Raw genomic sequence first — 21,606 nt, 5'->3', positions numbered from 1 at the left:
AGTGGAGGAAGTCACCTTCCCGCTCCCGCGAGCGGGGATCACCGTGCGGGGGCAGCGCTCGTCGACGCGTGGCGGGATGCCGACGCTGTGCCTGCACGGTTGGCTCGACAACAGTGCCGGCTTCGAGCCACTCGCGGAACACTTGGGTGGCCTCGACCTGACGGCGGTCGATCTCCCCGGCCACGGCGCCTCCGACCCGGTCCCTTCCCCGACGTGTCAGTACGTGGACTACGTCGCCTGCGTCCTGGAGTTGGCCCAGACCCAAGGGTGGGAGCGTTTCCGGTTGATCGGCCACTCGCTCGGCGGTGCCCTCGCTTCGCTCATCGCGGGAATCCATCCGCACAAGATCGACCGTTTGGTGCTCATCGACGCGATCGGCCCGCTGTCCACGAGCGGCGAGGAAAGCCGGGCCAGCGTGCAGCGCTATCTCGACGCCTACCTGGGAGACGACCGACAACCCATCTACCGAACCCGTGCCCAGGCGGTCAAAGCGCGGGTCCAGCTCGCCGACATCCTGCTCGACACCGCGGAGCGACTCGTCGAGCGAGATCTGCGGGAGGTACCCGGCGGCTTCACATGGCGCGGTGACGTGCGGCTGAAGTTTCCCACCGTCCGATCGTTCGCCGAGGACCAAGTCCTGGCGTTCCTGCGGAACATCAGTGCGCCCACGCTGCTCGTCACGGCCGAACGTTCGGCACTCCTCGAAGCGTTCTACCCGCAGAGGATCACCAGCGTTCCGCGTCTTCGGCACGTGACACTTCCCGGCGGACATCACCTGCACATGGAGAACGTCGCCGCGGTGGCCGACGTGATCCGCACCTTTCTGGAGACCGACTAGCGTGCCCATCGACCCGGATCTCGTCATCGGCGCGGTCCTGCCCGAACGGCCTTTCGTCTGGACCGCCCAGGACGTTCTCCGGTACAACCTCGCCCTGGGCGCCGGCGCCGACCCCGCCGACGTTCGAGACATGCGCTACGTTCGCGGCCCGTTTCCGAGCGTCCTGCCGACGTTCGGGCTGACCGCACCCGCGACGTTCGGTGTGGCGGCACCGGAGTTCTATCGGGCTGACGCGTCGGGGATCTCGTACCCGGGATTGGAGCTCGACTTCACGGCCATGCTCCAGGACGGTGTCGACGTCATCGTCCACCGGCCCATCCCCGCCGAGGGCCGAGCGGTCGCCCGGGCCCGTGTCGTCGACCTCTTCGACACGGGCAAGTCCGCGGTCATCGCCCAGGAGGCCGATCTCGTCGCCGTGGACGGCTCACCGCTCCTCACCACGCGCTCCGACATCTTCGTGCGCGGGGAAGGCGGGTTCGGCGGCCCGCGGGGGCCTTCCCGCCGCAACCGACGGGTGCCCACCCCCGACGGTGCTCCGGCCGCCGTACTCGACACCCCGACTCTTCCCGAGCAAGCCTTGCTCTACCAGCTCTGCGGGGACCGGAATCCCCTGCACGCGGACCCCGAATTCGCGCGGTCGGCGGGCTTCCCTCGGCCGATTCTGCAAGGGATGTGCACCCTTGGGATGGTCTTCAAGGCAGTGGCCGACGAGATACTGGGCGGTGACGCCACATCTGTCGTTCGCTGTCGCGCGCGGTTCACCGGCGTGGTCTACCCCGGTGAGACGTTGCGTAGCAGCGTCTGGGTGCGGGACTCGGCGTTCATCGTGACGACGTCAGTCCGCGAGCGCCCGGACACCCCCGTTCTCTCGGACGTGGTCATCACGGTAGGAGACCGACCCCACTTCGACAGCCCCGAAGGGCCGCGCCCGCGCGGCACAGGGTGATCACCGTCGGTTCAGGTGTCGGAGTGGATGAGCCACCCCGGAGTTTTGGGATCACGCCCTTCCACCTTCCACGGAGGTGCGGGCGGTGCGGACGCCGTGAGCGCCGCCCCGGACGCCTCGCGCGTCGTGCGCGTGACGGGTTCCGCCGGCCGAGATCACGCACACACCGGGCACGGCCGTGGACGACGTCGTCTCACTCGGCGGCGCGGAGCCGCCCGCCGAGATCGTCGCCATCCGTGACAAGGTCGCCACCGTCCAGGCATACGCGTACACCGGAGGGCTGCGGCCGGGTGATCGAGTCAGGGGCCGCGGCGGGCCGTTGTCCGCGGCACTCGCGCCGCTTCTCCTCCGCGGCGCATGCGACGGACTTCTGCGCGCGCTGACCTCGTCGCCCGCCACGCGGTGGGCAGGCTACGTCCGCGGGCGCAGCCTGGAGTTCGGCAACTGCGGCGCCGGCAACGGCGGTAGCTGAGCGGGTGGGAACGAGCCGAACAGGGCGGGCTCGCCGTGGTCGAGCGGGTCGGCGGGCTCGAAGCCGAGTTCGGCCTGATAGCGGCGCCGGTATTCGGCGATCTCGTCGTGACTGCGTCCGATGAAGTTCCACCACATCACGATCTGCTCCCCCAGCGGGATGCCGCCCAGCAGGATGACGCGGGCTTCCGTCTGGCCTGCCGTGATGACCAGCGTCTCGGATCCGGGAGGGACGTAGGCGAGGGATCGATGGTCGACGGCGGCCGAGTTCACCGTGACCTCGCCCCTCTCGGCGAGGACGGCGTGCTCGAAGTCGGTTCGCACGGTGAGCCGGGCCGAAGAGCCGGGCTCGAGTACGAGTTCAGCGCCGAGAAGGTCGGCTGTCCGCGTGTCGACCGGGGAGACCGAGCCGAGGAGCCGGCCGATGAACACGCGCGCCGTGACGCCGGGAAGCTCCACCGGCTCCGGGACGTAGTGCACGAATGCGTTCTCGCCGAAGCGTGTCGCGTCCGGCAGTGCGTACCACAGCTGAACGCCGTGCAGGGCGCTCGATTTGGGGTCGCTGATCTCCTGATGGGTGATGCCGCGGCCCGCGATCATCAGGTTGAGCTCTCCCGGCACGACAGTGGCGGCGTTGCCGCCGGAGTCGAGATGCTCGACGCGTCCGGCGAACAGCCAGGACACCGTGGCGAGCCCGGTGTGCGGATGCCGCGGCACCTGCATCCCACCGGTCGCCGAGACGTCATCGGGGCCGAAGTGATCCAGGAAGCACCACGATCCCACCAGCGACCTTCGCCGCTGCGGGAGGGTCCGGTGCACGGTCGATGCCCGCACTCCGCCGAGCGGCACCAGGCGTGGCGTGAGGATCTCCACCGCTGTGCACGGCTGCCGCTGATCCGGGACTTCCGGATGTGGGTGTCGCTGGAGGTTGGTCATCGAACGATCCTTCCTTCCGCGTCGCGGGGACGCACCGGGTGGCGGCTGAGAATCGAGATGCGGTTGAAGGCGTTGATGGTGACCGCCACCCACTCGGCCGCGGCGAACGCCTCCTCGCCGAGTACCGCTTGCGCGCCGGAGAGATCGGCCTCCGACGCTTCGGTGGTGGGGAGCGATGTGACCGCTTCGGCCACCGCGAGCACCGCCCGTTGCCGCTCGTCGAACAGCCGGGTTTCCCGCCATGTCGGCAGCAGGTCCAGCTTCTGCTGCGCTATCCCGGCCTTTCTCGCCTCGCGCGCATGCAGATCCATGCAGAAGGCGCACGCGTTGAGCTGCGACGCCCGCAGCTTGATGAACTCGAGCTCTACCAGCGAGAGTCCGCGCTGCATTGCCGCCTCGCGGATCGCCGACGAGAACGCTTCCGCGGCCCGCCACGCCTCGGGCATGGCCTTGTCCAAATACGGACGCACCGTGTTTCCTCTTCCGCGGAAGACCGTCAGCGCCTGCCTGTCTTCCGCTCTCGACTGCACCTGTTTCTTTCGCCGCCGCGCCGTCACTTCGTCAGGAAGTCACGCAGCGCGGCGTTCACTTCGTCCGCGTGGGTCCAGAGCAGGCCGTGCGGCGCTCCTCGATCGCGACGTACTCGGCCTCTGGGAAGGCCTCGTGGAATCGGCGCGCGAGAAGGCCGACAAGCACGACGCCCGTGAGGTCGAGGGCCTCGAGGACCGTGTTCAGGTCGGCGGCGAGGGTGTCGTAGTCGTCACCGGTGCCCACCTTCGACGGCCGGCCGAATCCGCGCCGGTCGTACGTGATGACCCGGTAGCCCTGGTCCAGCAGTTCGCGCGTCTGACGTTCCCAAACTGTGCCCGTTGAGCGGATATCCGTGGATCAGGACGACCGGCTGGCCCGAACCCTGATCCTCGTAATAGAGCTCGACCGGCGTGCTGTTCTCCGTTCCCAGTCCGAAGTAACCCATGTTTTCTTCTCCCTGCCCTGCCGAATGCTTCTCTTTAGAGGACGTCTCATATGGCGTCGGTGTGGTGTGCGGCATGATGGTTGCCTGTGGAGGTTGATGGTCTTTCTCGGCGGCTGGTTCCGGACGGGCTTTGGGAGTTGGTGGCGCCGTTGCTTCCGCCGTTCGCGGTGCGTCCGCAGGGCGGTGGCCGGGCGCCGCTGGACGAGCGGTCTGTGTTCACGGCGGTGGTGTACGTGTTGACGAGCGGGTGTGCGTGGCGGGATCTCCCGCCGTCGTTCGGGGTGTCGGCGCCGACCGCGCACCGCCGGTTCGGCGTGTGGACGAAGGCGGGTGTGTGGGCACGGCTGCACCGGGCGGTGCTGGACCGGCTGGGGTCGCGCGGTGAGGTCGACTGGACTTCGGTGATCGTGGACGCGGCGTCGGTCCGCGCGAAAAGGGGGGCGATCTGACCGGTCGCAACCCGGTCGATCGCGGTAAAAAGGGCTCCAAGCTCCACGTGCTCGCCGACGGCGGCGGCCTGCCGCTGGTGGTCGGCGTGACGGGCGCGAACACCCACGACAGCCGGATGCTCAAGCCACTGGTCCGGGAGATCCCCGCGGTCAAGTCCCCGCGCGGGCCCCGCCGCCGGCGGCCCGGGAGGCTCCGCGCCGACAAGGCGTATCACTCCGCGGACACCCTCGCCTGGCTCCGGGCACGCGGCATCGTCCCCCGTATCGCCCGCCCCGGGGTCGAGTCCTCCGAACGCCTGGGCAGGCACCGCTGGAAGATCGAACGGTGCATCGCCTGGCTCTTCGGCTACCGCCGACTCACCATCCGATACGAGCGCAAAGGCAGCCACTTCACAGCCTTCCTCCAGTTGGCGGCAGCCCTGACCTGCTACAAGAAACTCGCCCGATGGACCATATGAGACGTCCTCTTAAGATCCGACACGCTCGGACCTACGAGCGAACGCAGTTCTGAGTTGCGCGCGTGACCAGCGCACCTCCGGCAGACCGTGGAGCGTTCGGCGGCGTGCAAGAAGCGCTTGGCCTCGAATGTCACCGTGATCGACTGGCCCGCCACTGCTGTGCCCGTGGTTATTTCAGTCGCTGACGTTGCTGCGGGACTGGTACAGCAGGTCCTGGTATTCGGAGTGCCGGGCGATCCATCCCGCGAAGAACGGGCACGTGGCCAGCACCCGCAGGTTCGCGGCGCGCGCCGCGTCGAGGGCGGTACGCACTAGTGCCGCACCGACTCCCTTGCCCTCATACTCCGGCGAGACCTCGGTGTGCACGAAGGCGATGAGTTCCGCCGTGCGGATGTAATCGGCGACGCCGGCCACCTTGGACTCTCCCCCGACCCGGGCCTCGTACCGGCTGTCTTCGGGAACGTCACGCACTTCCACTGCCACGTGTCCTCCAAGCACTTTCGGCGCGGACCTTCCGCCCACGCCAACCCCATGAAGTTGATGCATCAATTTATGCGATTCACAGGAGGACGCAGATTCCACTTGTCAAGATGTCACTGCCCCATCCTGAAGTGATCGATCGCGGGAGGCCGACACCTGTGCTGCCTGCACCCCGGGGTGCTGCCTCGTCGTGAGCGATTCCGAACCGGGCCGCGCAATGTTCGGCGACCCGGTTCAAAAAGGTGAAGATTCGTAGCCGTCACCGGACTGTGAAAGTCTCCGTATGGGGGAAGCCGTATCCTCCGGTGTCCGGCGGCGAGATCCACCTTGTCCTCGTCGATCGGCCGCTCGCAGGTTCCGGAACCGGCTCGGGGTTTCCCTGGTTCGTAGCGGACGAACTCGACAAGGCGGCCGAGCAGCCCGCCTCGGCTGTTGACGTCCTCGGGCCAGATCTCCCTGGGCGAGACGCGCCGACAGCTGTTGTCCGCGAGGACAGCGGCCGGCGACAGGCAGTATCCGATACGGATCGGCGCCGAGGCGGCAGCGATGTCAGGCTGCGTCCCGGCTGGGCGTGGCCAGGAGTTGCGTCTCCCAGGCAAAGGCCACGCCGGAGGCGCCGCCGTGCTGCGCAAGGACCTCCACGATGCCCGGGACGGACTTCTCACGGGCCCAGTCCCGCTGCCACTCGGACATCACGGCCAGCCAGGTGATCGGAACCACGCCCGCCTGGACCATGCGCCGCACTGCCATGTCGTGGGTCTCCTTCGAAGCACCGCCCGAGGCGTCGGTGACAGCGAAGACCTCGAAGCCCTCGCCCGCCGCCTGTATGGCCGGCATCGCCAGACAGACCTCCGTCCAGAGGCCGGCGAGGACCAGCTTCTTGCGCCCGGTCGCCTTGACGGCGTCCACGACGCGCTCGTCCTGCCAGGTGTTGACGAGGGTCCTGTTGATCGGCTTCTGCTCCGGGAACACGTCCTGGACCCCCTGGATGAGAAGGCCGCCGCGTTCTTCCAGGACGGTCGTCAGGATCGTCGGGACGTCGAACACCTTGGCGGCCTTGGCGAGTCCGACGACGTTGTTGACGATCATCGTCGGCTCGTGGCTGTTCAGGTTGGCGAACTGGAACGGCTGGTGGTCGATCAGTACGAGAACGCTCTCCTCGGGCGTCAGCAGCGCGTCAAGTCCGGCCTTGTTCTCGGTGCTCATGGGATTCCCCTTCTGGAGCTTCGCGTCCGCGGGCGTCGGGCGGCACCACCGGAAGGCTCGACAGCCGCAGCGAACCCAAGGCGGGCTGACCATCCGGCGACCGACCGCAGCCATTTTGTTGACGTGACAACTACATTAGGCGTCCAGTCGTTGACATGTCAACTATCTGCCTGATGACCTCGGGCACTTGCCGGGGGACGGACACCGGCTCCGAGCCGCGCCGTTACGCTCCCTCCATGAACGCAACGCCTCGGTGGCTGACGTCGGAGCAGAAGGCCGCCTGGGAGAGTTTCATCCGCATGCAGGAGAAGCTCATCGGACGGCTCTCCCGCCACGTCCAGGCCGACTCCGGGATGTCCGCCTCCGACTACACCGTGTTGGTCAAACTCACCGAAGCCGACGGCGGGCGGATGCGCTTCATGGACCTGGCGAAGCTGGTGGAGTGGGAGAAGAGCCGCATGTCTCACCAGGTGGGGCGAATGGCGAAGCGCGGACTGGTGGCCAAGGAAGACTGCCCCGACGACGGGCGCGGAGCCTTCATCGTCGCCACGGCGGCCGGCTACAAGGCGATCGAGGACGCCGCACCCATGCACGTCGAACACGTCCGGCGACTGTTCATCGACGCCCTCACCTCCGAAGAACTCGCCGCGCTCACCCGGATCCTCAACCGTGTTCTCGCACATGTGGAGAAGCAGCCCGACTGACCGGCGGCAGCAGTCCACGGGACGCCGTGCGACGAGGGTCAGCCGAGATGCGGCCGAAACGGATGGCAGGACCCCGGCGGTGTGATTGCCGGGGTCCTCGTGTTGGGTCGTGTAGGAATCACACAGACGGGTCGAGTGGACTTCACGGCGGGGTTCGTCGCTCGGCGGCGTCGAACGCGGGCGCGAGCGGGGCCAGCGTCACGCGGAGCTGGTCGGGCAATGAGCCGGAGGGCACGACCAATCCTCCGGCGCCGAAACTCTCGTTGGCCCCTGTGTTCCCAGTCGGCCGCAGCCAGCTTGCCAACGCGATGCGAACCGCCGCGGCCACGCTCGCCGCGAGAACGCGGGCTGTGTGCGCTTCGGCATCGCCCAGGCGTTCGGCGATCACCGACGCGAGAGGGTGCTCGATATCGGCGGTGGTATCGAGGAACGCGTCGCGCAGCGTGGTCCGGGTGGTGATCAGCACCAGCGCCTGGTGTTCACGCTCACCCGTGTTCGTGTACTGCTCGACCACCGCTTCGGTGACGGCGTCAGCCAGGCGTACTCCTGCGGGCCGGGCGGCCACCGCCGCAGCGATCCGCGCTTCCCGGTCTGCCGTAACAGCGGAGACAATCGCCTGCTCACGGCTGGCGAAGTAGTTGTTGTAGGTACGCGGCGAGACGCCGGCCGCCTCGGCGATGTCCTCGACCCGTACCTGGTCCGGTCCGCGCTCCACGGCCAGCCGCAGGGCCGCCTGGCGTAGCGCCTCGCGTGTGGCCTGCTTCTTCCGCTCCCGCAGCCCTGGTGGTGGTGTCGTCACGGCGCCAGCGTTCCACACAAGGATGCGTGCACGCAAACTTGCGTGCGCGCACTTTTACTGTCAGCCTCGACCCGGCCCGAGGACCGACAGAGAGGACGTCACCATGCGAGCAAGAGGAATGACCTATGACACCGGATTCGTCGTGCACGGCCAGACGTCCCGCGAGCACCTCGACCCCGCGGTGGTCCGACGCGAGCTCGCCATCATCCGCGACGACCTGCACTGCAACGCGGTCCAGATCATCGGCGGCGACCCGGACCGGCTGGAGCTGGCCGCCGGTGCCGCCGCCGAGCTCGGCTTGGAGGTCTGGTTCTCGCCCTATCCGCTGGAGCTGGATCCGGAGCAGATCCTCACGCTCTTCCGCGACTGCGCGGAGCGAGCGGAACGGCTCAGGCGGCTCGGGGCCACAGTCGTGTTCGTCGCAGGGGTCGAGCTGAGCGTGATGAACTGCGGGTTCCTGCCCGGGGAGAGCCCCGAGGAACGGGTCGAGCAGCTCATGAGCCAACCCGAGCGGCGGGCCGAAGCGATGCGCGAGCTCGGCGTGCGCATCAACGCCTTCCTCCGCGATGCCGCGGCCACGGTCCGCGAGCGCTTCCAGGGCAAACTCACCTACGCGGCCATCCAGTTCGAGCAGGTCGACTGGGCACCCTTCGACATCGTGACGTTCGAGCTGATCCGCTCCGCCGAGGTCGCCGACCGGTTCCGGGACGCGGTGCGCACCCTGGCTCAAGGCCCGAAGCCGCTCGCCATCACCGGGTTCGGCACCGCGGCCTACCGCGGCGCGGGAGACCGCGGTGGGCGCGTGCTGGACGTGGTCGAGCACGACCCGGAGACCAAGGCCCCCGTACGGCTCAATGGCGTATACGAGCGCGACGAGGCCGGCCAGGCCGCATATTTGAGCGAACTGCTGGAGATCTTCGAGACCGAGGGCGTGGACAGCGCATTCGTGTTCCTGTTCGCCTTGCCCGGCTACCCGCACCGCCCGGACGGCGACCCCAGGGACGACTTGGACCGGGCCGGACTGGGCATCGTCAAACTCCTGGAAGGACGCCGGGGGCAGACCTACCCCGACATGGAATGGGAACCCAAGGCCGCCTTCACAGCAGTGGCGCAGCGGTATCGGAAGTGACAGGAGTGTTGTACCTGCGCGGGTGACTGATGCCGGGCATTGCGGGCAACTGTTGGTCGATCGCGGAGGCAGGAGCAACCAGGACGCTTCGCGCGCGTTCCGGACGCGATGCACCGTCGCCCGGCGGACGGAGTACAGCTCCGCGAGCTCGGCGATGGTGGAGTCGCCGGCGGCGTGCTCTCCGAGGAGGTGCGCCTGCCGACGGGCATCAGCTTGGGCTGCTTGCCCTTCAGATTTCACTTCGCCCTGGCTACGGCCATGCCCTCGCGGGTGCGCATCCGCAAGAGGTCCCGCCACCGATGGTTCGAGTGTCGGGGGCGCCGGCGACCTGCGGCCCGGGACATGGTTGGCCGCCGACCCGGGGGCGAGTTCCCGCCGCATCTCCTACGCACTCGGCCCACTCAACGTGTTCCGCCTGACCGATCGGGCACCGGGGACATATGAACCAATCGGAAACACCCGTTTTGGATGCCTTGCTCGCCTACCACGAGCATGCGTATACGCCGTTCACCCCACCAGGCCACAAACAGGGCAGAGGTATCGACGCCCACACTATGGCCGTCTTGGGACCCGCCGTCTTCGCATCTGACGTGCTCGCCGTCTCCGGTCTGGACGACCGCATGTCTCGGGGAGCGGTTCTCGACCGCGCACAGCAGCTGATGGCCGAGGCAGTACACGCTGAGCACACCTTTTTCTCCACGTGCGGCAGTTCGTTGTCGGTCAAGAGCGCGATGCTCGCCGTCGCGGGGCCACACGAAAAGCTGGTCATCTCCCGCGATGCGCACAAATCCGTTGTCTCGGGGCTCATTCTGAGCGGTGTGCGCCCCATCTGGGTCGACCCCACCTGGGACCCGGACCTGCATCTGGCGCATCCTCCGCAACCCGATGCCTACGCGGAGGCGTTCACCGCTCACCCGGACGCGCGCGGGGCCTTGGTCACCAGCCCCACGCCGTACGGCACTTGCGCCGACATCGCGGCCATCGCCCAGGTGTGCCACAGGTATTCCCGTCCTCTGATCGTCGACGAGGCGTGGGGCGCCCACCTGCCGTTCCACCCCGCTCTGCCCACTTGGGCCATGGACGCGGGCGCTGACGTGTGTGTGACCAGCGCGCACAAGATGGGAGGCGGTCTGGAACAGAGTTCCGTCTTCCACCACCAGGGCAACCTGGTTGATCCCGACGTGCTGAGGGCGCGGGCCGACCTGCTCGGGACCACGAGCCCCAGTGCCCTCATCTACGCCGCGCTGGACGGCTGGCGCGCCCACATGGCCGCCTCCGGCCACGCCCTGTTGGACGCCGCCCTCGCAAGGGCGCACCACGTGCGCGACGCGGTCGAAAAGGTCGATGGCCTGCGTGTCAACCGGGCGGAGTTCATCGCGCCGGGCCGCGCGTACGATCTCGATCCGCTTCAGGTGATCATCGACATCAGTGCGCTGGGCACGACCGGCTACGCGATCACGGACTGGCTGCGCGAACGCCACCGCATCAATCTGCACGTGGCCGACCACCGCAGGATCAGCGCGCAGCTGACCTATGCGGACGACGACGCCACCACCGCGAGACTCCTCGACGCACTCCGCGACGTCGCCGACCAATTCGGGTCAACAGCCTCCAAGGACACGGGAATTCGTATCCCCGATCCACAAGAAATGCGTCTCGAACAGGCACAACTCCCTCGAGACGCCTTCTTCGCGCGTACGCGGCAACTGCCCGCCCACGAGACCGTCGGCCAGGTCTGTGCCGAGATGCTCACGCCCTACCCTCCCGGTATCCCCGCGGTCCTGCCCGGCGAACGCCTCACGGCCCCCATCATCGAATACCTGACCTCAGGCGTCGGCGCAGGCATGGTTGTCCCGGATGCCGTGGACCCGGAACTTGGCACCATCCGCGTGGTCGACGAAGAACCGAATGACTGAGCGAGGCCGCGCACCCGGGCGGCAAGGGCCCCGGGTCCTATCGTCCGAAGGCCCCGCCACCGACCACCAACGCCAACTCGACGCACTGCGTGCGAAACGAACACCTCGACGCGACCGTGTCGTCGCGGGTAGGCCCGCAGCACGCGCAGCAGGGTGCAGTCGTCGATCGCGGTGTACTGGTAGTGGCGCTTCTTGTGGCCGGTCTGCCCAAGCGGTTCGATGTACTTGACGTCGACGTGGAGCTGGTGGCCGGGACGTGCCGCAGCACCGCAAGACGGTGCCGGGCACGTCGTCCAAGCTCGCGTTCGTTCATGCGGGCCTCCTGTTCGAGAGACCCACCTGTCAACAACGTCCGTTCGTTCTAGACCTAGCCGAGGAGGCTGCCGCCGGTGGCGTCGAGGGAGGTTCCGGTGATCCACCGGGCCCGGTCGGTGGCGAGGAAGACCACCACGTCGGCGACGTCGTCCGGCTCGCCCAGGCGTTTGAATGCCGACAGCTGCGACATCGGCTCGCGCACCTCGGGCATCCGGAAGGCGGCGCTGCCGTTGTCCGTGGCGCCGGGGAGCACGCTGTTGACCGTGATCCGCCGCGGGGCGAGGTGCCGGGCGAGGTGCAGCGTGAGTTGGTCGAGTGCGCCCTTGGACATCGCGTAGACGACCTGGGGCGGCATGGCCATGCGCGTGGCCGCGGAGGAGATGTTGACGATGCGTCCGCCGTCCGGGATCAGCCCGAGGGCCCGCTGGACGAGGAGGAAGGGGGCCTTCGCGTTGACCGCGAAGATCGCGTCGATCTGCTCGGGGGACACGTCTTCCGGTGCGTCGCCGGGTGTCGTCGCGGCGGCGTTGTTCACCAGGATGTCCAGGACGGTCTCGCCGGTGTGCTCGCGTAGTCCGGCCACAAGCTGGTCGAACAGCTGGTCGACGGCGCCGGGCGCGCCCAGTTCCGCGCCGACGGCGAAGGCCCGTCCGCCGTCCTTCTCGATGAGGGCGACGGTCGGCCGAGGGCGGTGGCCCGGCCGATGCCGCGGCTGGATCCGGTGACGAGAGCGGTCTTGCCGTGGAGCGTGCTGGTCATGCTGGAGTCCTTGCTGTGTTCGGGAATGGGGTGTGGTGGGGCGGCTGTGGACGGCTTGGGCCTGGCCGCGGCGCTCGTACGGGGGGTCCGGGACAGGCGCGCGACCTGCTCGGGGGCGGCCCCGAGGGAATGCTGATGCTGTTGGTAAATCTGGGGTCGTGCGTGACGTCGGCCTTCGAGACCTGGTTGTGGTCTTGAAGGCCGACGTTGTCGTATGGGGTGGGTGCGGATGTCGATGCAGCCGAAGGGGTCCGGGGAGATTCCGGCGGAGACGGTGAGGGTGGCGCGGGCCGCGTTCCCGAAGGGAAGTCTGGCGATCCGGCTGAGGGACGAGTTGGGGCCGCTGTTCACGGATGAGGAGTTCGCGGATCTCTTCCCTGCTCGGGGGCGTCCTGCCTGGTCGCCCGCCGGGCTGGCGCTGGTGTCGGTGTTGCAGTTCGTGGAGGGGCTGACCGACCGGCAGGCGGCGGAGGCGGTGCGGGCGCGGATCGATGTCAAGTACGCGCTCGGGCTTGAGCTGGACGACCCGGGCTTCGACTTCTCGGTGCTGTCGGAGTTCCGGGACCGGCTGGCCAAGGCAGACGGCGGGCAGCGGGTGCTGGACGGTGTCCTGGCCGCAGCCCGGGAGAAGGGGCTGCTCAAGAGGGCGGGGCGGGCTCGCACGGACTCCACGCACGTGTTGTCGGCGGCGCGTGAGCTGTCCTGGCTGGAGATGGTGGCGGAGACCTTGCGGTCGGCGTTGAACGCGCTGGCGCAGGCGGCACCGGACTGGCTGGCCGGTATCGCGGAGCCCGACTGGTTCCGCCGTTACGCGACCAGGGCGGAGGACAGCCGGTTCCCCACCAGCCGCGCGAAGCGGGACGAGGTGGGGACGCGGATCGGCCGGGACGGAACATGCCTGCTGGCGGCCGTTCTTGCGCCCGGCGCCCCCGAGGGGCTGCGCGGACTTGCCGAGGTGGAAACCCTGCGGAAGGTGTGGGTCCAGCACTTTCACCAGGTGGAGGGCGAGGTGAGGCGCAGGGACCCAAAAGACCGCCCACCGGGCGCGTTGCGCCTGGTCACCCCCTATGACACCGAGGCTCGTGGCAGCGTCAAACGCGACACGATGTGGGACGGCTACAAGGTCCACCTCACCGAGACCTGCGAGCCCGACACCCCGAACCTGATCACGAACGTCGCCACGACGGTGGCCACCGTCGCCGACCGGTCGATGGCCGAGACAATCCACACCCACCTCGCCGCGCGTGACTGCGCACCCGGCGAGCACTGGGTCGATGCCGGCTACCCCACCGGTGCCGCCCTGGTCAGCGCCCGGCACGAGCACGGCATCGCCTTGCACGGCCCCCTCCAGGCCGACAACAGCGCCCAGGCCGCCGCAGACAGCGGCTTCGGCCAGGACGCCTTCACCGTCGACTGGGACAGCAAGCAGGCCACCTGCCCCGGGGGCAAGACCAGCACCACCTGGAGCGAACGGCTCTCCCAACGCGGCCAGCCCGTGCTGCGGGTGGTGTTCTCGGTCAGCGACTGCCGCCCCTGCACCATGCGCCAGGCGTGCATCAATACCCCCAACACCAAACGCCCCCGCGAGCTGCGGTTGCGCCGCCACGACGAACACCACGCACTTCAAGCAGCCAGAGCCGAGCAGAAGAGCGACGAATGGAAGGAGCGTTACAAGATCCGGGCAGGGGTCGAGGGCACCATCTCCCAAGCCGTCGGGCGCTGCGGCCTGCGCAGATCCCGCTACCAGGGACTCGTCAAGACGAGCCTCCAGCACCAGCTCACCGGCGCCGCGATCAACCTCGCCCGCATCGACGCCCACCTCACCGGCGAACCCCGAGCGCGCACCCGCACCAGTCACTTCGCGCGACTTCGACCCGCCGACCAGACGATCGACGGGGCGAAGAAGGCGTAGGACCCCAGATTTACCAACAGCATCGGAATGCTCTCGGGGCCGCCGTCCCCGGCCGGGAGGCCGGGAGGCCGAGAGGCCGTCAGAGGCTGAAGACGAGTTCGGCCTGGTCGCGCTTGGTGGTGTGCAGGTCCCAGTAGACGGGGGCGATCTCCTCGGGCTGGGCGGTCGGGAATCCGGGGACCGCCGGTGTGCCGATCGACACGTTGACGGCGACGTGTGCGGCCTGGACACCGGTGCCGTCCAGCTCCTTGTGCAGGTTGATCACCCAGTTGCGCAGCGCCGCGGCGGCGGCGTTGACGTTGGCGATCTGCGGCACGGGGTCGACGGAGCCGGCGCCGGTGGTGAACAGCAGGGTGCCCGCGCCGGCCTCACGCATGGCGGGCAGCACCGCGCGGGTGGCGGCGATGGCTCCGTAGAGCTGGAAGTCCATCTCGTGCTGCACGTGGGCCGGTTCGGTCGCGGCCGGGGTGGTCGTGACGGTGGTCCGGAGGCCGCCGACCGGGGAGTACTCCAGGACGTCGATGCCGCCGAAGTGCGAGGCCGCGTCCTTGAGCGCCTGGGTGAGCGCGGTGCGGTCGAGGACGTCGGCGGGGAACGCGGCGGCGCTGGTGCCCTCGGCGGCCAGCTCACCGGCCAGATCCTCGAGCCTGGCCCGGTTGCGGGCGATCAGTGCGACGTCGTAGCCGTGGGAGCCGTAGGTGCGGGCGATGGCGCGGCCGAGCTGCGGGCCGGCGCCGACGATGGCGATGGTGGGCATGAGAGAGCCTTCCTCGGAAGCAGAGTCGGAAAGGCCTATCCGTTTTCTTTCCGGAAAGCCTTATCCGTTTCGCTGTCCACCGTAACACGTCAACCGGATAGGTCATTCCGGTTTGCTAGTCTGACCGGTATGAGCCCCCGAGACCCGCACCCCGACGCCGACGCCGACACGGCCGTTTCCGCAGGTCAGTCCAAGCGCAGCGACGCGGAGCGCAACCGGGGGCGGATCATCGCCGCCGCGCGCACGGTCTTCGGGCGCGACGGGCTCAACGCCTCGATGGCCTCGGTCGCACGGGAGGCCGGGGTGGGGATCGCCACCCTGTTCCGCCACTTCCCCCGCAAGGACGATCTCGTCGCCGCGGTCTTCGCCGACCGCATGAAGGCGTACGCACAGGCCACCACCGAGGCCTTGGCCGACCCCGACCCGTGGCACGGCTTCACCGGCTACATCCAGGACGTCTGCGCGATGCAGGCCGCCGACCGCGGCTTCGCCGACGTCCTGACCATGAGCTTCCCCGGCGTCCCCGAACTGGAGGAGCACCACACCCGGGCGTACGAGGGCTTCCTCGAACTCATCGGCCGCGCCAAGGACAGCGGGCAACTGCGGGAGGACTTCACCAGCCGGGACCTCGTACTGCTGCTGATGGCCAACGCCGGAGTCCTCAACGCCACCGGCGACGCCGCCCCGGACGCCTGGCGCCGCCTGGTCGCCTGGATGATCCAGTCCTTCCAGGCACCCGCCCGCGGCCCGCTGCCGGACCCGCCGGAAGACGCCGCGCTGTACGAGGCCATGCGCCGCGCCAGCCAGGATGTCACCACCCCCGACACCGGAAAGCGACGCTGAACCGGCACCCCGGGGGACAGGCGACCCCGGCGAGGCCGCCGTTGGATACGGACGCCGACTGCTCGCAAACCCGTCGCCTCCCCCAGGCACCGGCGCCAGACGCCCGCGCCTGATGACGCAGCCTCTACCTCCCCCGCACCGTCGCACCTGCCGGCAAACGATGACGAGCTCAAGCGGTCAGCGCATCACCGCTGTCCAGAAGGTCGGCGTCGACCTCCGCCGGAGTGCGGAACCCGTTAGGGTCTTGCGGGGCCGGTGGCTGAGCTCGTGGGCGATGGCGCCCAGGCCGGCCTGGCTGAACGTGCGGGGGTCCGCTCCCTTGGGGAGGTACTGCCGTAGCAGCCGGTTGGTGCTCTCGTCGGTGCGTGCCCGGCGGCCTCCCAGACGCCGAGCGCGGGCGCGAGCTGTGCGCCGAGCCGCCCAAGGTGCGGAGCGGTTCGGTGATCACCGTCCAGTGACGGGCCGGCGCGGGGGCTTCCCACCGGTCCTCGGCGGCGCTGAGAGCCCTTTGTTCCCTCATCGCGGCGGGGTCAGTGTGGGTGGTGATCTCCAGGAGGTCGAACGTCCCCCGGACCGGCCGAAGGTCGGTCGGCGCGGTACGCGTCCACGGACCGGCACCACGCGGGGGTTACATCCCACTCTCGGGTTGGGCCCCGTGATGTCCGGGTGCGCCCGAGGCCCGATTCAGGTCGGCAGGTTGCGCACCATGACGGCATACAAGCAGCGCGTCCTCGCCCTTCGGACCGATTTCGGACAACAACGTCCGCAGGCGTCACCGCGCTCCCCGGTCATGCGGTGGCACGTGGACCCACCCCCCAGCGGATCGACGGCAATGGCTTTATATCGCCCGAAACTTGCGTTCAGGTGGCTTTCGCGGATTCGTTGTCATCCGCTGAGGAACCGACTGGGCTTGCCGGTGTACGAGATGTGCAGGAACTCGCGGGCGCGGGTGCACGCGACGTACAACAGACAGCGTTCCGCGGCCATGTCGGCGGCGTGCTGGAGCCGGTCGACGTCCTCGGGCGTGACGGCGGTACGAAACGGGAAGGCCGACGCGGTCACCCCGCCGACGGCGACACAGCGGAACTCCAGGCCTTTGAGACTGTGCATGCTGGCAATCCGCACCGCGTCCGCAGCCGAGGTGTCCTTGAGTGGGACAGCGGCTATACCGACAGCGGTCAGCCGCTGCGCCACCTTGTCGGTGAGGCTCTTGAATCGCGCGCACACCGCGATCTCCGCGGGTCTGACGCCGAGCTCCAACCAAGTCTGGATCTGCGCGACGATCGCCGTCGCCTCTTCGGGCTCCGACCCGAACGCCGCCACCACCGGGGCGTCGCCGCGCAACAGCGAGCGATACCCGGCGAGGGAGTCCGTGCCGTCGCCACCGAGATCCGACACTTGCGCGCCGTCCAGGATGCCGCGGGCCCGCCGCAGGATTTCCTCGGTGGAGCGGTAGTTGATCCGCAAGCGCCCGGTGCGGCCCGCCACCGGAATACCGAGCGACCGCAAGCTGACGCGTGCGTCGTAGATCCGCTGGTGCGGGTCACCGGTGATGAAGAGGTCGTCGGGGCCGAGGGCCACCACCGCGCGCAGCACCCGCCACTGCGCGGGGTGCAGGTCCTGCGCCTCGTCGACCACGACGTGGTCGTATCGTGGCCCCTGGCCCGGGTGTTCGCCGAGGAGTCGGGCAGCGTGCGCGCAGAGCTGAAGGTGCGTCTGCTTGCGCTCCGCGGCGAGGCCGTCTTGGAATCCCTGGATCGCGGCCCACACGGCGGGGCGGTGGGCCGAGTCCAGCCGACTGCCACGCCCGCGCCGCACACACGAGAGATACGCCTTCTCGTCGTCGAGGTCTTGGGCGAGCACGATGTGGCGATATTCCTGTGACAGGAACGCCTCGGTCCACGGCAAGTCGAGTTTCCGGCGCAGCCGTTCCCACCGCACGCGCTCGTCCGCATCGCCGATGAGGTCGGCGGGCGTGCCCTTGAGCTGCCGTACCGCCTTGAAGGCCAGGGCATTCACCGTGGTCACCTCGACGCGGTCGGGCAACTCGTCGACGCCGAGCAGGAATTTCAGGCTCTCGTGAAGTGAGGCCGCGAGCGATGTCGTGTAGGTGGTGAGCAAGATGCGCGTGTCGGGCGAGCGCTCCAAGAGGTGCTTCACGCGGTGGAGCGCGACGACGGTTTTGCCGGTGCCCGGCCCTCCGGTGATCTGCGCCGGCCCGGTGTAGGTCGGGCGGTACGCCACGCGGTGCTGCGTGGGGTGCAGGAATACCCGCCAGGCGGCAAACGGCTTGGTGAGCACATCCTCCAGCTCCGCGGGCCCGGAGACGAGAGTGATGCGGTTGCGCGTGTTGGCGATGGCCGCGGCCAGGGTCTCCTGGGCGGCGTCGGTCACCGCGGGACGCCGTGCCGTGACGACCTCCCGGTAGATCTCGTCGGGCGTGAAGCCTTCGGCGAGGAACTGCAAGACCTCGAATTGGTCTTCGGGCATGAGCCCGCCGAGCGCTTCCAGCTGTGTCTTGTCGGTCAGGGCGCGGGCCGCTCGGAGCGTTGCCGCGTCGATGCCAAGGCTCTTGAGCACCGTGTCGGAGCACTTCTCGAACAACAGCGTCGGTGCCGTGCGCGCTTCTTGTTCGAAGACCGGGGTGATCTGCTCGATCGCCACCACGTTGCGGACTTCCAGGCCCCGGGTCGCGGTGTTCACCGTGTAGAGCCGCTTCGCGGCCCAGGTGTAGGCCGCGTCGTGCGGCAATACGTTGACCAGCAGGAACACGTCAGTGCCGTCATCGGGTGCGAGGACGACGCCGCGCCAGAAGTCGTCGATCCGGATCGTCCGCATGCGCGGGTCGCGTGCCTGCTCGACCGATTCGAGGTGCAGCCCTTTGTCGGCGTACAGCTCCGCAACCGGTAGCTGCTGGAATTTCCGCATGGCCTTGCGGACACCGGCACGCACCTTCTTGCCGAGCTGGTCGAACTCCTCCCAGAAGGTGTTCGCGAACGCGAGTTGCGGCATGGCAATCCCCTGTGCGTGAGCCGTGTCAGGCGAGGTCGGCGACGGTGAAGCGGCGGAGTACTCCGCGTCGTTGCAGTTCGTGGACGTGGTCGGCGACGCGTTGTGGGGCCGCGCCACCGCGGACGAGGAGTCCGGCCTCGATGTTGCGCCGGGCCCCGGACTCGGTGAGGTTCGCGCTGCCCAGGAACAACAGGCGCCCGTCCGCCACCGCGATCTTGGCGTGCTGCCGTGCCCCTGGGCTCGGGCGCTCCTCGCCGGGCCAGTGCCACAGCCGCACGCCGGGTGCCGACTCGAAGGCCCGCGCGGGTTCCGGACCGGACAGCAGTCCGCCCGAGCCGACTTTGGTCTCCAGCACCGCGTCCACGCGTACTCCCCGTGCGTGCGCGGCTCGCAGGGCCTCGGTGAGGGGCCGGTAGGCGCGCGCGGAGTAGGACATGATGATCAGCTCGGCGGTGGCCGCATTCACGACTTCGACGAGGACCTGCGCGGTCGAGCGCGTGGGTGCCGCGTTGGTCGACGGCCCGCTCCAGACCGTGCGTACGTCGACTTCACCGCGCCCGCTGGTCCAGCCGGCCACGAACCCCCGGAGATAGGCGGCGGTTTCCCGCCCGTCCATGCCGGCCCGGCCGGCGGCTTCGAGTAACTCCCGGACGGGATCAACCGCTTCGGGCGCGTGCAGAGTGTCGAGTATGTAGTCGCCGTCGCGGCCCCGTGTCAGGTGCCCGGCAAGTGTGCGGATGCGGCTCGCCCCGAGCGCCGCGGCCACCCGTCCCGCGGCGCTCTCGAAGGCTCGGGCGCTCACCCGACGAGATCCGGCGGAGTGAGCAGCAAGTCCGGGTCGTCGTCCAGCGGGACGAGGAAGCGGCGGTCGAGGAAGCGGTTGCCGCGCTCGCAGGTCGTCTCGGACAGGAACAGGCACACGTGGCACGCGGCACCGTGCAGGTAGTCGAACGGCTTTTGCGGCAGGCGCTCCGCGCACAACGGATCCGACGAGCAGTGCAGCGCGTCACTGAAGGCTCGGCGGACAATACGCTCGAAGTGCGGCTGTTCGGCGAGGGACACCAATCCGCCGAGGGTGCCCTCGCTGTCCGGCACGGCGGTGTAGAGCAGGATCCCGGTTCGCGGGTCGTCGTCGTTGCCCGTGTAGATGCGCTCGGCGAGGCTCGCCGAACTGTAGCCGCATTCCAGGGCGATGGTACGGATCAGCATGTGCGAAAGGGTGTGCAACGCGATGTAGCGCGCGCCCGGCCAGTGCGCCATGGAGTCGTACGCACCGGCAAGGCGGTCGGACCGCCGGTTGTCGCGGAAGCGCGCGTACGCGGCCCGGTGCGCGGCGATGGCCTCCGAATGCGCGACACGCGCCTCCCAGTTCGCCACGAGATCGGCGTCCAGGCGCACGAAGACACCCTCGCCGCGCACTTCGGTGGCCGGCACCCATTCGCGGGCCAGGCGGCTGAGTTCGACCCGGGTGACGAGCCCGGGGTCCTCCGGGTCGAAGGCGTCCAGCCGGGTGAAGCCGACGAGCGCGCGGGCCTCACGCAGGCGTTCCACCTGCCGCACGGAGGCGAACAGGCCGCTCAGAGACGGCGGTACGACGGCTTCACGCAGGGTGAAGTCGTCCTCCTGTGGCAGCGTGCTCGACGTGAGGGCACGCCACTCGTCAGTGAGCAGGTCCACCGGCTGTTCTGGAGCGCTGACCGGAGTACCGGCCAGGGCCGCCTTGTGCGCGGCCACGGCCGCGGCGATCTCCTCGGCGTCGAAGTCGGCGAGGTAGCGGTACGGCGGGAACTTGACCAAGGACCGGATCTCCGCGGCGGATTCGATGTGCTGAAGGTCGTCCCACCGCTTCTCGACGAGGGCCCGCGCGGTCTCGTCCTTCGTCTCCGGCAGGGCGAGCGCGGTGAGGGTGATGGGGAACCACTGGTTCGACGCACCGGCCACCATGACAAGCGGCTTGTTGACGCAGCCCTCGGGCTCGAAGAAGTCCAGGTGCGGATGCCGCCCCCGGCACTGCGGCAGATTCGCCTGCCCCCGCTCCCCCATCGCCTCGCGGATGTTGCGGCTCGCACCGCACGCCCGGCACTCGATGTCGACGTCGGCGGCCTGGTTTCCGCCGCGGTCCCGCATGCGCAGGCTGGGGCGCGGCATCGTCGGGCAGCCGAGGCCGCGGTGCACGAAACGGACGTACGGGAACTCGTCCAGATGCCCGTCGGTGCACACCAGGGTGAAGCGCGCGGCGACCGCGAGTGGCCTGACCTTCTTGCAATCATGCACGAACTTGGCCTCGTGCGGCGTGCGCGGATTGCGGTTCACCAGCGTGAAGGCGTCGGAGTCCACCCCGGCCAGCAGGTTGCACGCGGTGCAGCGCAGCCACTGCGGGAACGGTGTGACGGGCACGCCGACTCCCTGCGCCGCCTCGCCGCGCGGGTCGTCGTCGGCGCCCTGCTGCCAAGGCGCCGAGCGGAGTTCGGTGACCTTCTTGGGGCCGTAGCGGCGCAGTACGCGGTTGACCGCGTCCGTGAGCCGCCGCTCGGAGACCAGATAGTCGCTGCCGGCCAGCCCCTTGTAGTCCCATGTGTCGGTGCCCTTGACCAGCACGGAGAAGTTGGGGAGGTCGATCAGCGAACCCACCCCGCCGGTGAACATCAGGTGGCTGGGCCGGGCCGCACCCACCCGCCGGAAGTATGCGTCGCTCATGCA

18 protein-coding genes and 1 pseudogene are annotated in these 21,606 nt (G+C 68.9%); 8 read left to right on the top strand and 11 right to left on the bottom strand.

The genetic code is table 11. The features are described from left to right. The first annotated feature begins 1 nt into the window (after nt 1). Nucleotides 2-838 carry an alpha/beta fold hydrolase gene (locus tag LO772_RS31655; protein WP_231775460.1) on the top strand — a complete coding sequence of 279 codons (837 nt, stop codon included), beginning with the start codon at nt 2-4 and terminating at the stop codon, nt 836-838. A 1-nt stretch (nt 839) separates the two neighbouring features. Continuing rightward, nucleotides 840-1,784: a MaoC/PaaZ C-terminal domain-containing protein gene (locus LO772_RS31650; protein ID WP_231775459.1), complete on the top strand. Its 945-nt coding sequence runs from the start codon at nt 840-842 to the stop codon at nt 1,782-1,784. Between the two features lie 411 nt (nt 1,785-2,195). Here the strand turns inward: LO772_RS31650 and LO772_RS31645 are convergent, their stop codons facing one another. From LO772_RS31645 to LO772_RS31635, 3 genes and pseudogenes are all read right to left on the bottom strand, one after another. Next, nucleotides 2,196-3,191: a pirin family protein gene (locus LO772_RS31645; protein ID WP_231775458.1), complete on the bottom strand. Its 996-nt coding sequence runs from the start codon at nt 3,189-3,191 to the stop codon at nt 2,196-2,198. Next, complete coding sequence (locus tag LO772_RS31640; protein WP_231775457.1) at nt 3,188-3,649, bottom strand: carboxymuconolactone decarboxylase family protein; 462 nt, start codon at nt 3,647-3,649, stop codon at nt 3,188-3,190. The genes LO772_RS31645 and LO772_RS31640 overlap by 4 nt, the downstream gene beginning before the upstream one ends. 226 nt (nt 3,650-3,875) lie before the next feature. Next, nucleotides 3,876-4,167: pseudogene (locus LO772_RS31635) on the bottom strand (alpha/beta fold hydrolase); the annotation flags it as partial. Between the two features lie 113 nt (nt 4,168-4,280). On the opposite strand from LO772_RS31635, the gene LO772_RS31630 reads away from it, so the two are divergent. Continuing rightward, nucleotides 4,281-5,074 (top strand): IS5 family transposase gene (locus tag LO772_RS31630; protein WP_443089444.1). Its coding sequence is split into 2 segments (ribosomal slippage): nt 4,281-4,599 and nt 4,599-5,074, totalling 795 coding nucleotides; the frame shifts between segments, so codons are not numbered across the junction. Nucleotides 5,075-5,248: 174 nt separating this feature from the next. On the opposite strand, the gene LO772_RS31625 is transcribed toward LO772_RS31630, so the two are convergent. Continuing rightward, complete coding sequence (locus LO772_RS31625; protein WP_231775455.1) at nt 5,249-5,557, bottom strand: GNAT family N-acetyltransferase; 309 nt, start codon at nt 5,555-5,557, stop codon at nt 5,249-5,251. Between the two features lie 546 nt (nt 5,558-6,103). Next, entirely contained in the window at nt 6,104-6,760 is a 657-nt protein-coding gene (locus LO772_RS31620; protein ID WP_231775454.1) for a hydrolase, read from the bottom strand. A 236-nt stretch (nt 6,761-6,996) separates the two neighbouring features. On the opposite strand from LO772_RS31620, the gene LO772_RS31615 reads away from it, so the two are divergent. Further along, complete coding sequence (locus LO772_RS31615; protein WP_231775453.1) at nt 6,997-7,464, top strand: MarR family winged helix-turn-helix transcriptional regulator; 468 nt, start codon at nt 6,997-6,999, stop codon at nt 7,462-7,464. A 142-nt stretch (nt 7,465-7,606) separates the two neighbouring features. Here LO772_RS31615 and LO772_RS31610 read toward each other — a convergent pair whose 3' ends face one another. Then, entirely contained in the window at nt 7,607-8,263 is a 657-nt protein-coding gene (locus LO772_RS31610) for a TetR/AcrR family transcriptional regulator (RefSeq protein WP_231775452.1), read from the bottom strand. Nucleotides 8,264-8,381: 118 nt separating this feature from the next. Here LO772_RS31610 and LO772_RS31605 point away from each other — a divergent pair, with 118 nt between their 5' ends. Both LO772_RS31605 and LO772_RS31600 read left to right on the top strand, forming a co-directional pair. Further along, nucleotides 8,382-9,392 (top strand): hypothetical protein, encoded by a 1,011-nt coding sequence (locus LO772_RS31605; RefSeq protein ID WP_231779791.1) that lies wholly within the window; start codon nt 8,382-8,384, stop codon nt 9,390-9,392. A gap of 440 nt (nt 9,393-9,832) precedes the next feature. Then, nucleotides 9,833-11,308 (top strand): aminotransferase class I/II-fold pyridoxal phosphate-dependent enzyme, encoded by a 1,476-nt coding sequence (locus tag LO772_RS31600; protein WP_231775451.1) that lies wholly within the window; start codon nt 9,833-9,835, stop codon nt 11,306-11,308. Between the two features lie 367 nt (nt 11,309-11,675). Here the strand turns inward: LO772_RS31600 and LO772_RS31595 are convergent, their stop codons facing one another. Continuing rightward, nucleotides 11,676-12,248 carry an SDR family NAD(P)-dependent oxidoreductase gene (locus tag LO772_RS31595; protein WP_331717358.1) on the bottom strand — a complete coding sequence of 191 codons (573 nt, stop codon included), beginning with the start codon at nt 12,246-12,248 and terminating at the stop codon, nt 11,676-11,678. A 363-nt stretch (nt 12,249-12,611) separates the two neighbouring features. On the opposite strand from LO772_RS31595, the gene LO772_RS31590 reads away from it, so the two are divergent. Next, complete coding sequence (locus LO772_RS31590; RefSeq protein WP_231775450.1) at nt 12,612-14,294, top strand: IS1182 family transposase; 1,683 nt, start codon at nt 12,612-12,614, stop codon at nt 14,292-14,294. A 79-nt stretch (nt 14,295-14,373) separates the two neighbouring features. Here the strand turns inward: LO772_RS31590 and LO772_RS31585 are convergent, their stop codons facing one another. Beyond that, nucleotides 14,374-15,051 (bottom strand): SDR family NAD(P)-dependent oxidoreductase, encoded by a 678-nt coding sequence (locus tag LO772_RS31585; RefSeq protein ID WP_231775449.1) that lies wholly within the window; start codon nt 15,049-15,051, stop codon nt 14,374-14,376. 129 nt (nt 15,052-15,180) lie between these two features. On the opposite strand from LO772_RS31585, the gene LO772_RS31580 reads away from it, so the two are divergent. Then, complete coding sequence (locus tag LO772_RS31580; protein ID WP_231775448.1) at nt 15,181-15,894, top strand: TetR/AcrR family transcriptional regulator; 714 nt, start codon at nt 15,181-15,183, stop codon at nt 15,892-15,894. Nucleotides 15,895-16,779: 885 nt separating this feature from the next. On the opposite strand, the gene LO772_RS31570 is transcribed toward LO772_RS31580, so the two are convergent. From LO772_RS31570 to drmB, 3 genes are read right to left on the bottom strand one after another with little or no spacing between them, the layout of a single operon-like run. After that, on the bottom strand, nt 16,780-18,906 hold the full coding sequence (locus tag LO772_RS31570; protein WP_231775447.1) for a UvrD-helicase domain-containing protein: 2,127 nt from the start codon (nt 18,904-18,906) through the stop codon (nt 16,780-16,782). Between the two features lie 25 nt (nt 18,907-18,931). Beyond that, a complete protein-coding gene (drmC, locus tag LO772_RS31565) occupies nt 18,932-19,708 on the bottom strand; it encodes a DISARM system phospholipase D-like protein DrmC (protein ID WP_231775446.1) in 777 nt (258 codons plus the stop codon). Continuing rightward, nucleotides 19,705-21,603 (bottom strand): DUF1998 domain-containing protein, encoded by a 1,899-nt coding sequence (gene drmB, locus LO772_RS31560; protein ID WP_231775445.1) that lies wholly within the window; start codon nt 21,601-21,603, stop codon nt 19,705-19,707. Before drmB ends, drmC begins: the two co-directional genes overlap by 4 nt. Between the last annotated feature and the right edge of the window lie 3 nt (nt 21,604-21,606).

Origin of the sequence: Yinghuangia sp. ASG 101, from assembly GCF_021165735.1 — a bacterium.
Lineage (GTDB): Bacteria > Actinomycetota > Actinomycetes > Streptomycetales > Streptomycetaceae > Yinghuangia.
This window is presented reverse-complemented; position numbering and strand designations above follow the sequence as displayed.

What these genes read in the sequence shown, in the direction of transcription:
- LO772_RS31585 (WP_231775449.1), bottom strand. Translation starts at nt 15,051, where the DNA reads ATGCCCACCATCGCCATCGTCGGCGCCGGCCCGCAGCTCGGCCGCGCC.
- LO772_RS31645 (WP_231775458.1), bottom strand. Translation starts at nt 3,191, where the DNA reads ATGACCAACCTCCAGCGACACCCACATCCGGAAGTCCCGGATCAGCGG.
- LO772_RS31605 (WP_231779791.1), top strand. Translation starts at nt 8,382, where the DNA reads ATGACCTATGACACCGGATTCGTCGTGCACGGCCAGACGTCCCGCGAG.
- LO772_RS31570 (WP_231775447.1), bottom strand. Translation starts at nt 18,906, where the DNA reads ATGCCGCAACTCGCGTTCGCGAACACCTTCTGGGAGGAGTTCGACCAG.
- LO772_RS31600 (WP_231775451.1), top strand. Translation starts at nt 9,833, where the DNA reads ATGAACCAATCGGAAACACCCGTTTTGGATGCCTTGCTCGCCTACCAC.
- LO772_RS31615 (WP_231775453.1), top strand. Translation starts at nt 6,997, where the DNA reads ATGAACGCAACGCCTCGGTGGCTGACGTCGGAGCAGAAGGCCGCCTGG.
- LO772_RS31590 (WP_231775450.1), top strand. Translation starts at nt 12,612, where the DNA reads ATGTCGATGCAGCCGAAGGGGTCCGGGGAGATTCCGGCGGAGACGGTG.
- LO772_RS31620 (WP_231775454.1), bottom strand. Translation starts at nt 6,760, where the DNA reads ATGAGCACCGAGAACAAGGCCGGACTTGACGCGCTGCTGACGCCCGAG.
- drmB (WP_231775445.1), bottom strand. Translation starts at nt 21,603, where the DNA reads ATGAGCGACGCATACTTCCGGCGGGTGGGTGCGGCCCGGCCCAGCCAC.
- LO772_RS31580 (WP_231775448.1), top strand. Translation starts at nt 15,181, where the DNA reads ATGAGCCCCCGAGACCCGCACCCCGACGCCGACGCCGACACGGCCGTT.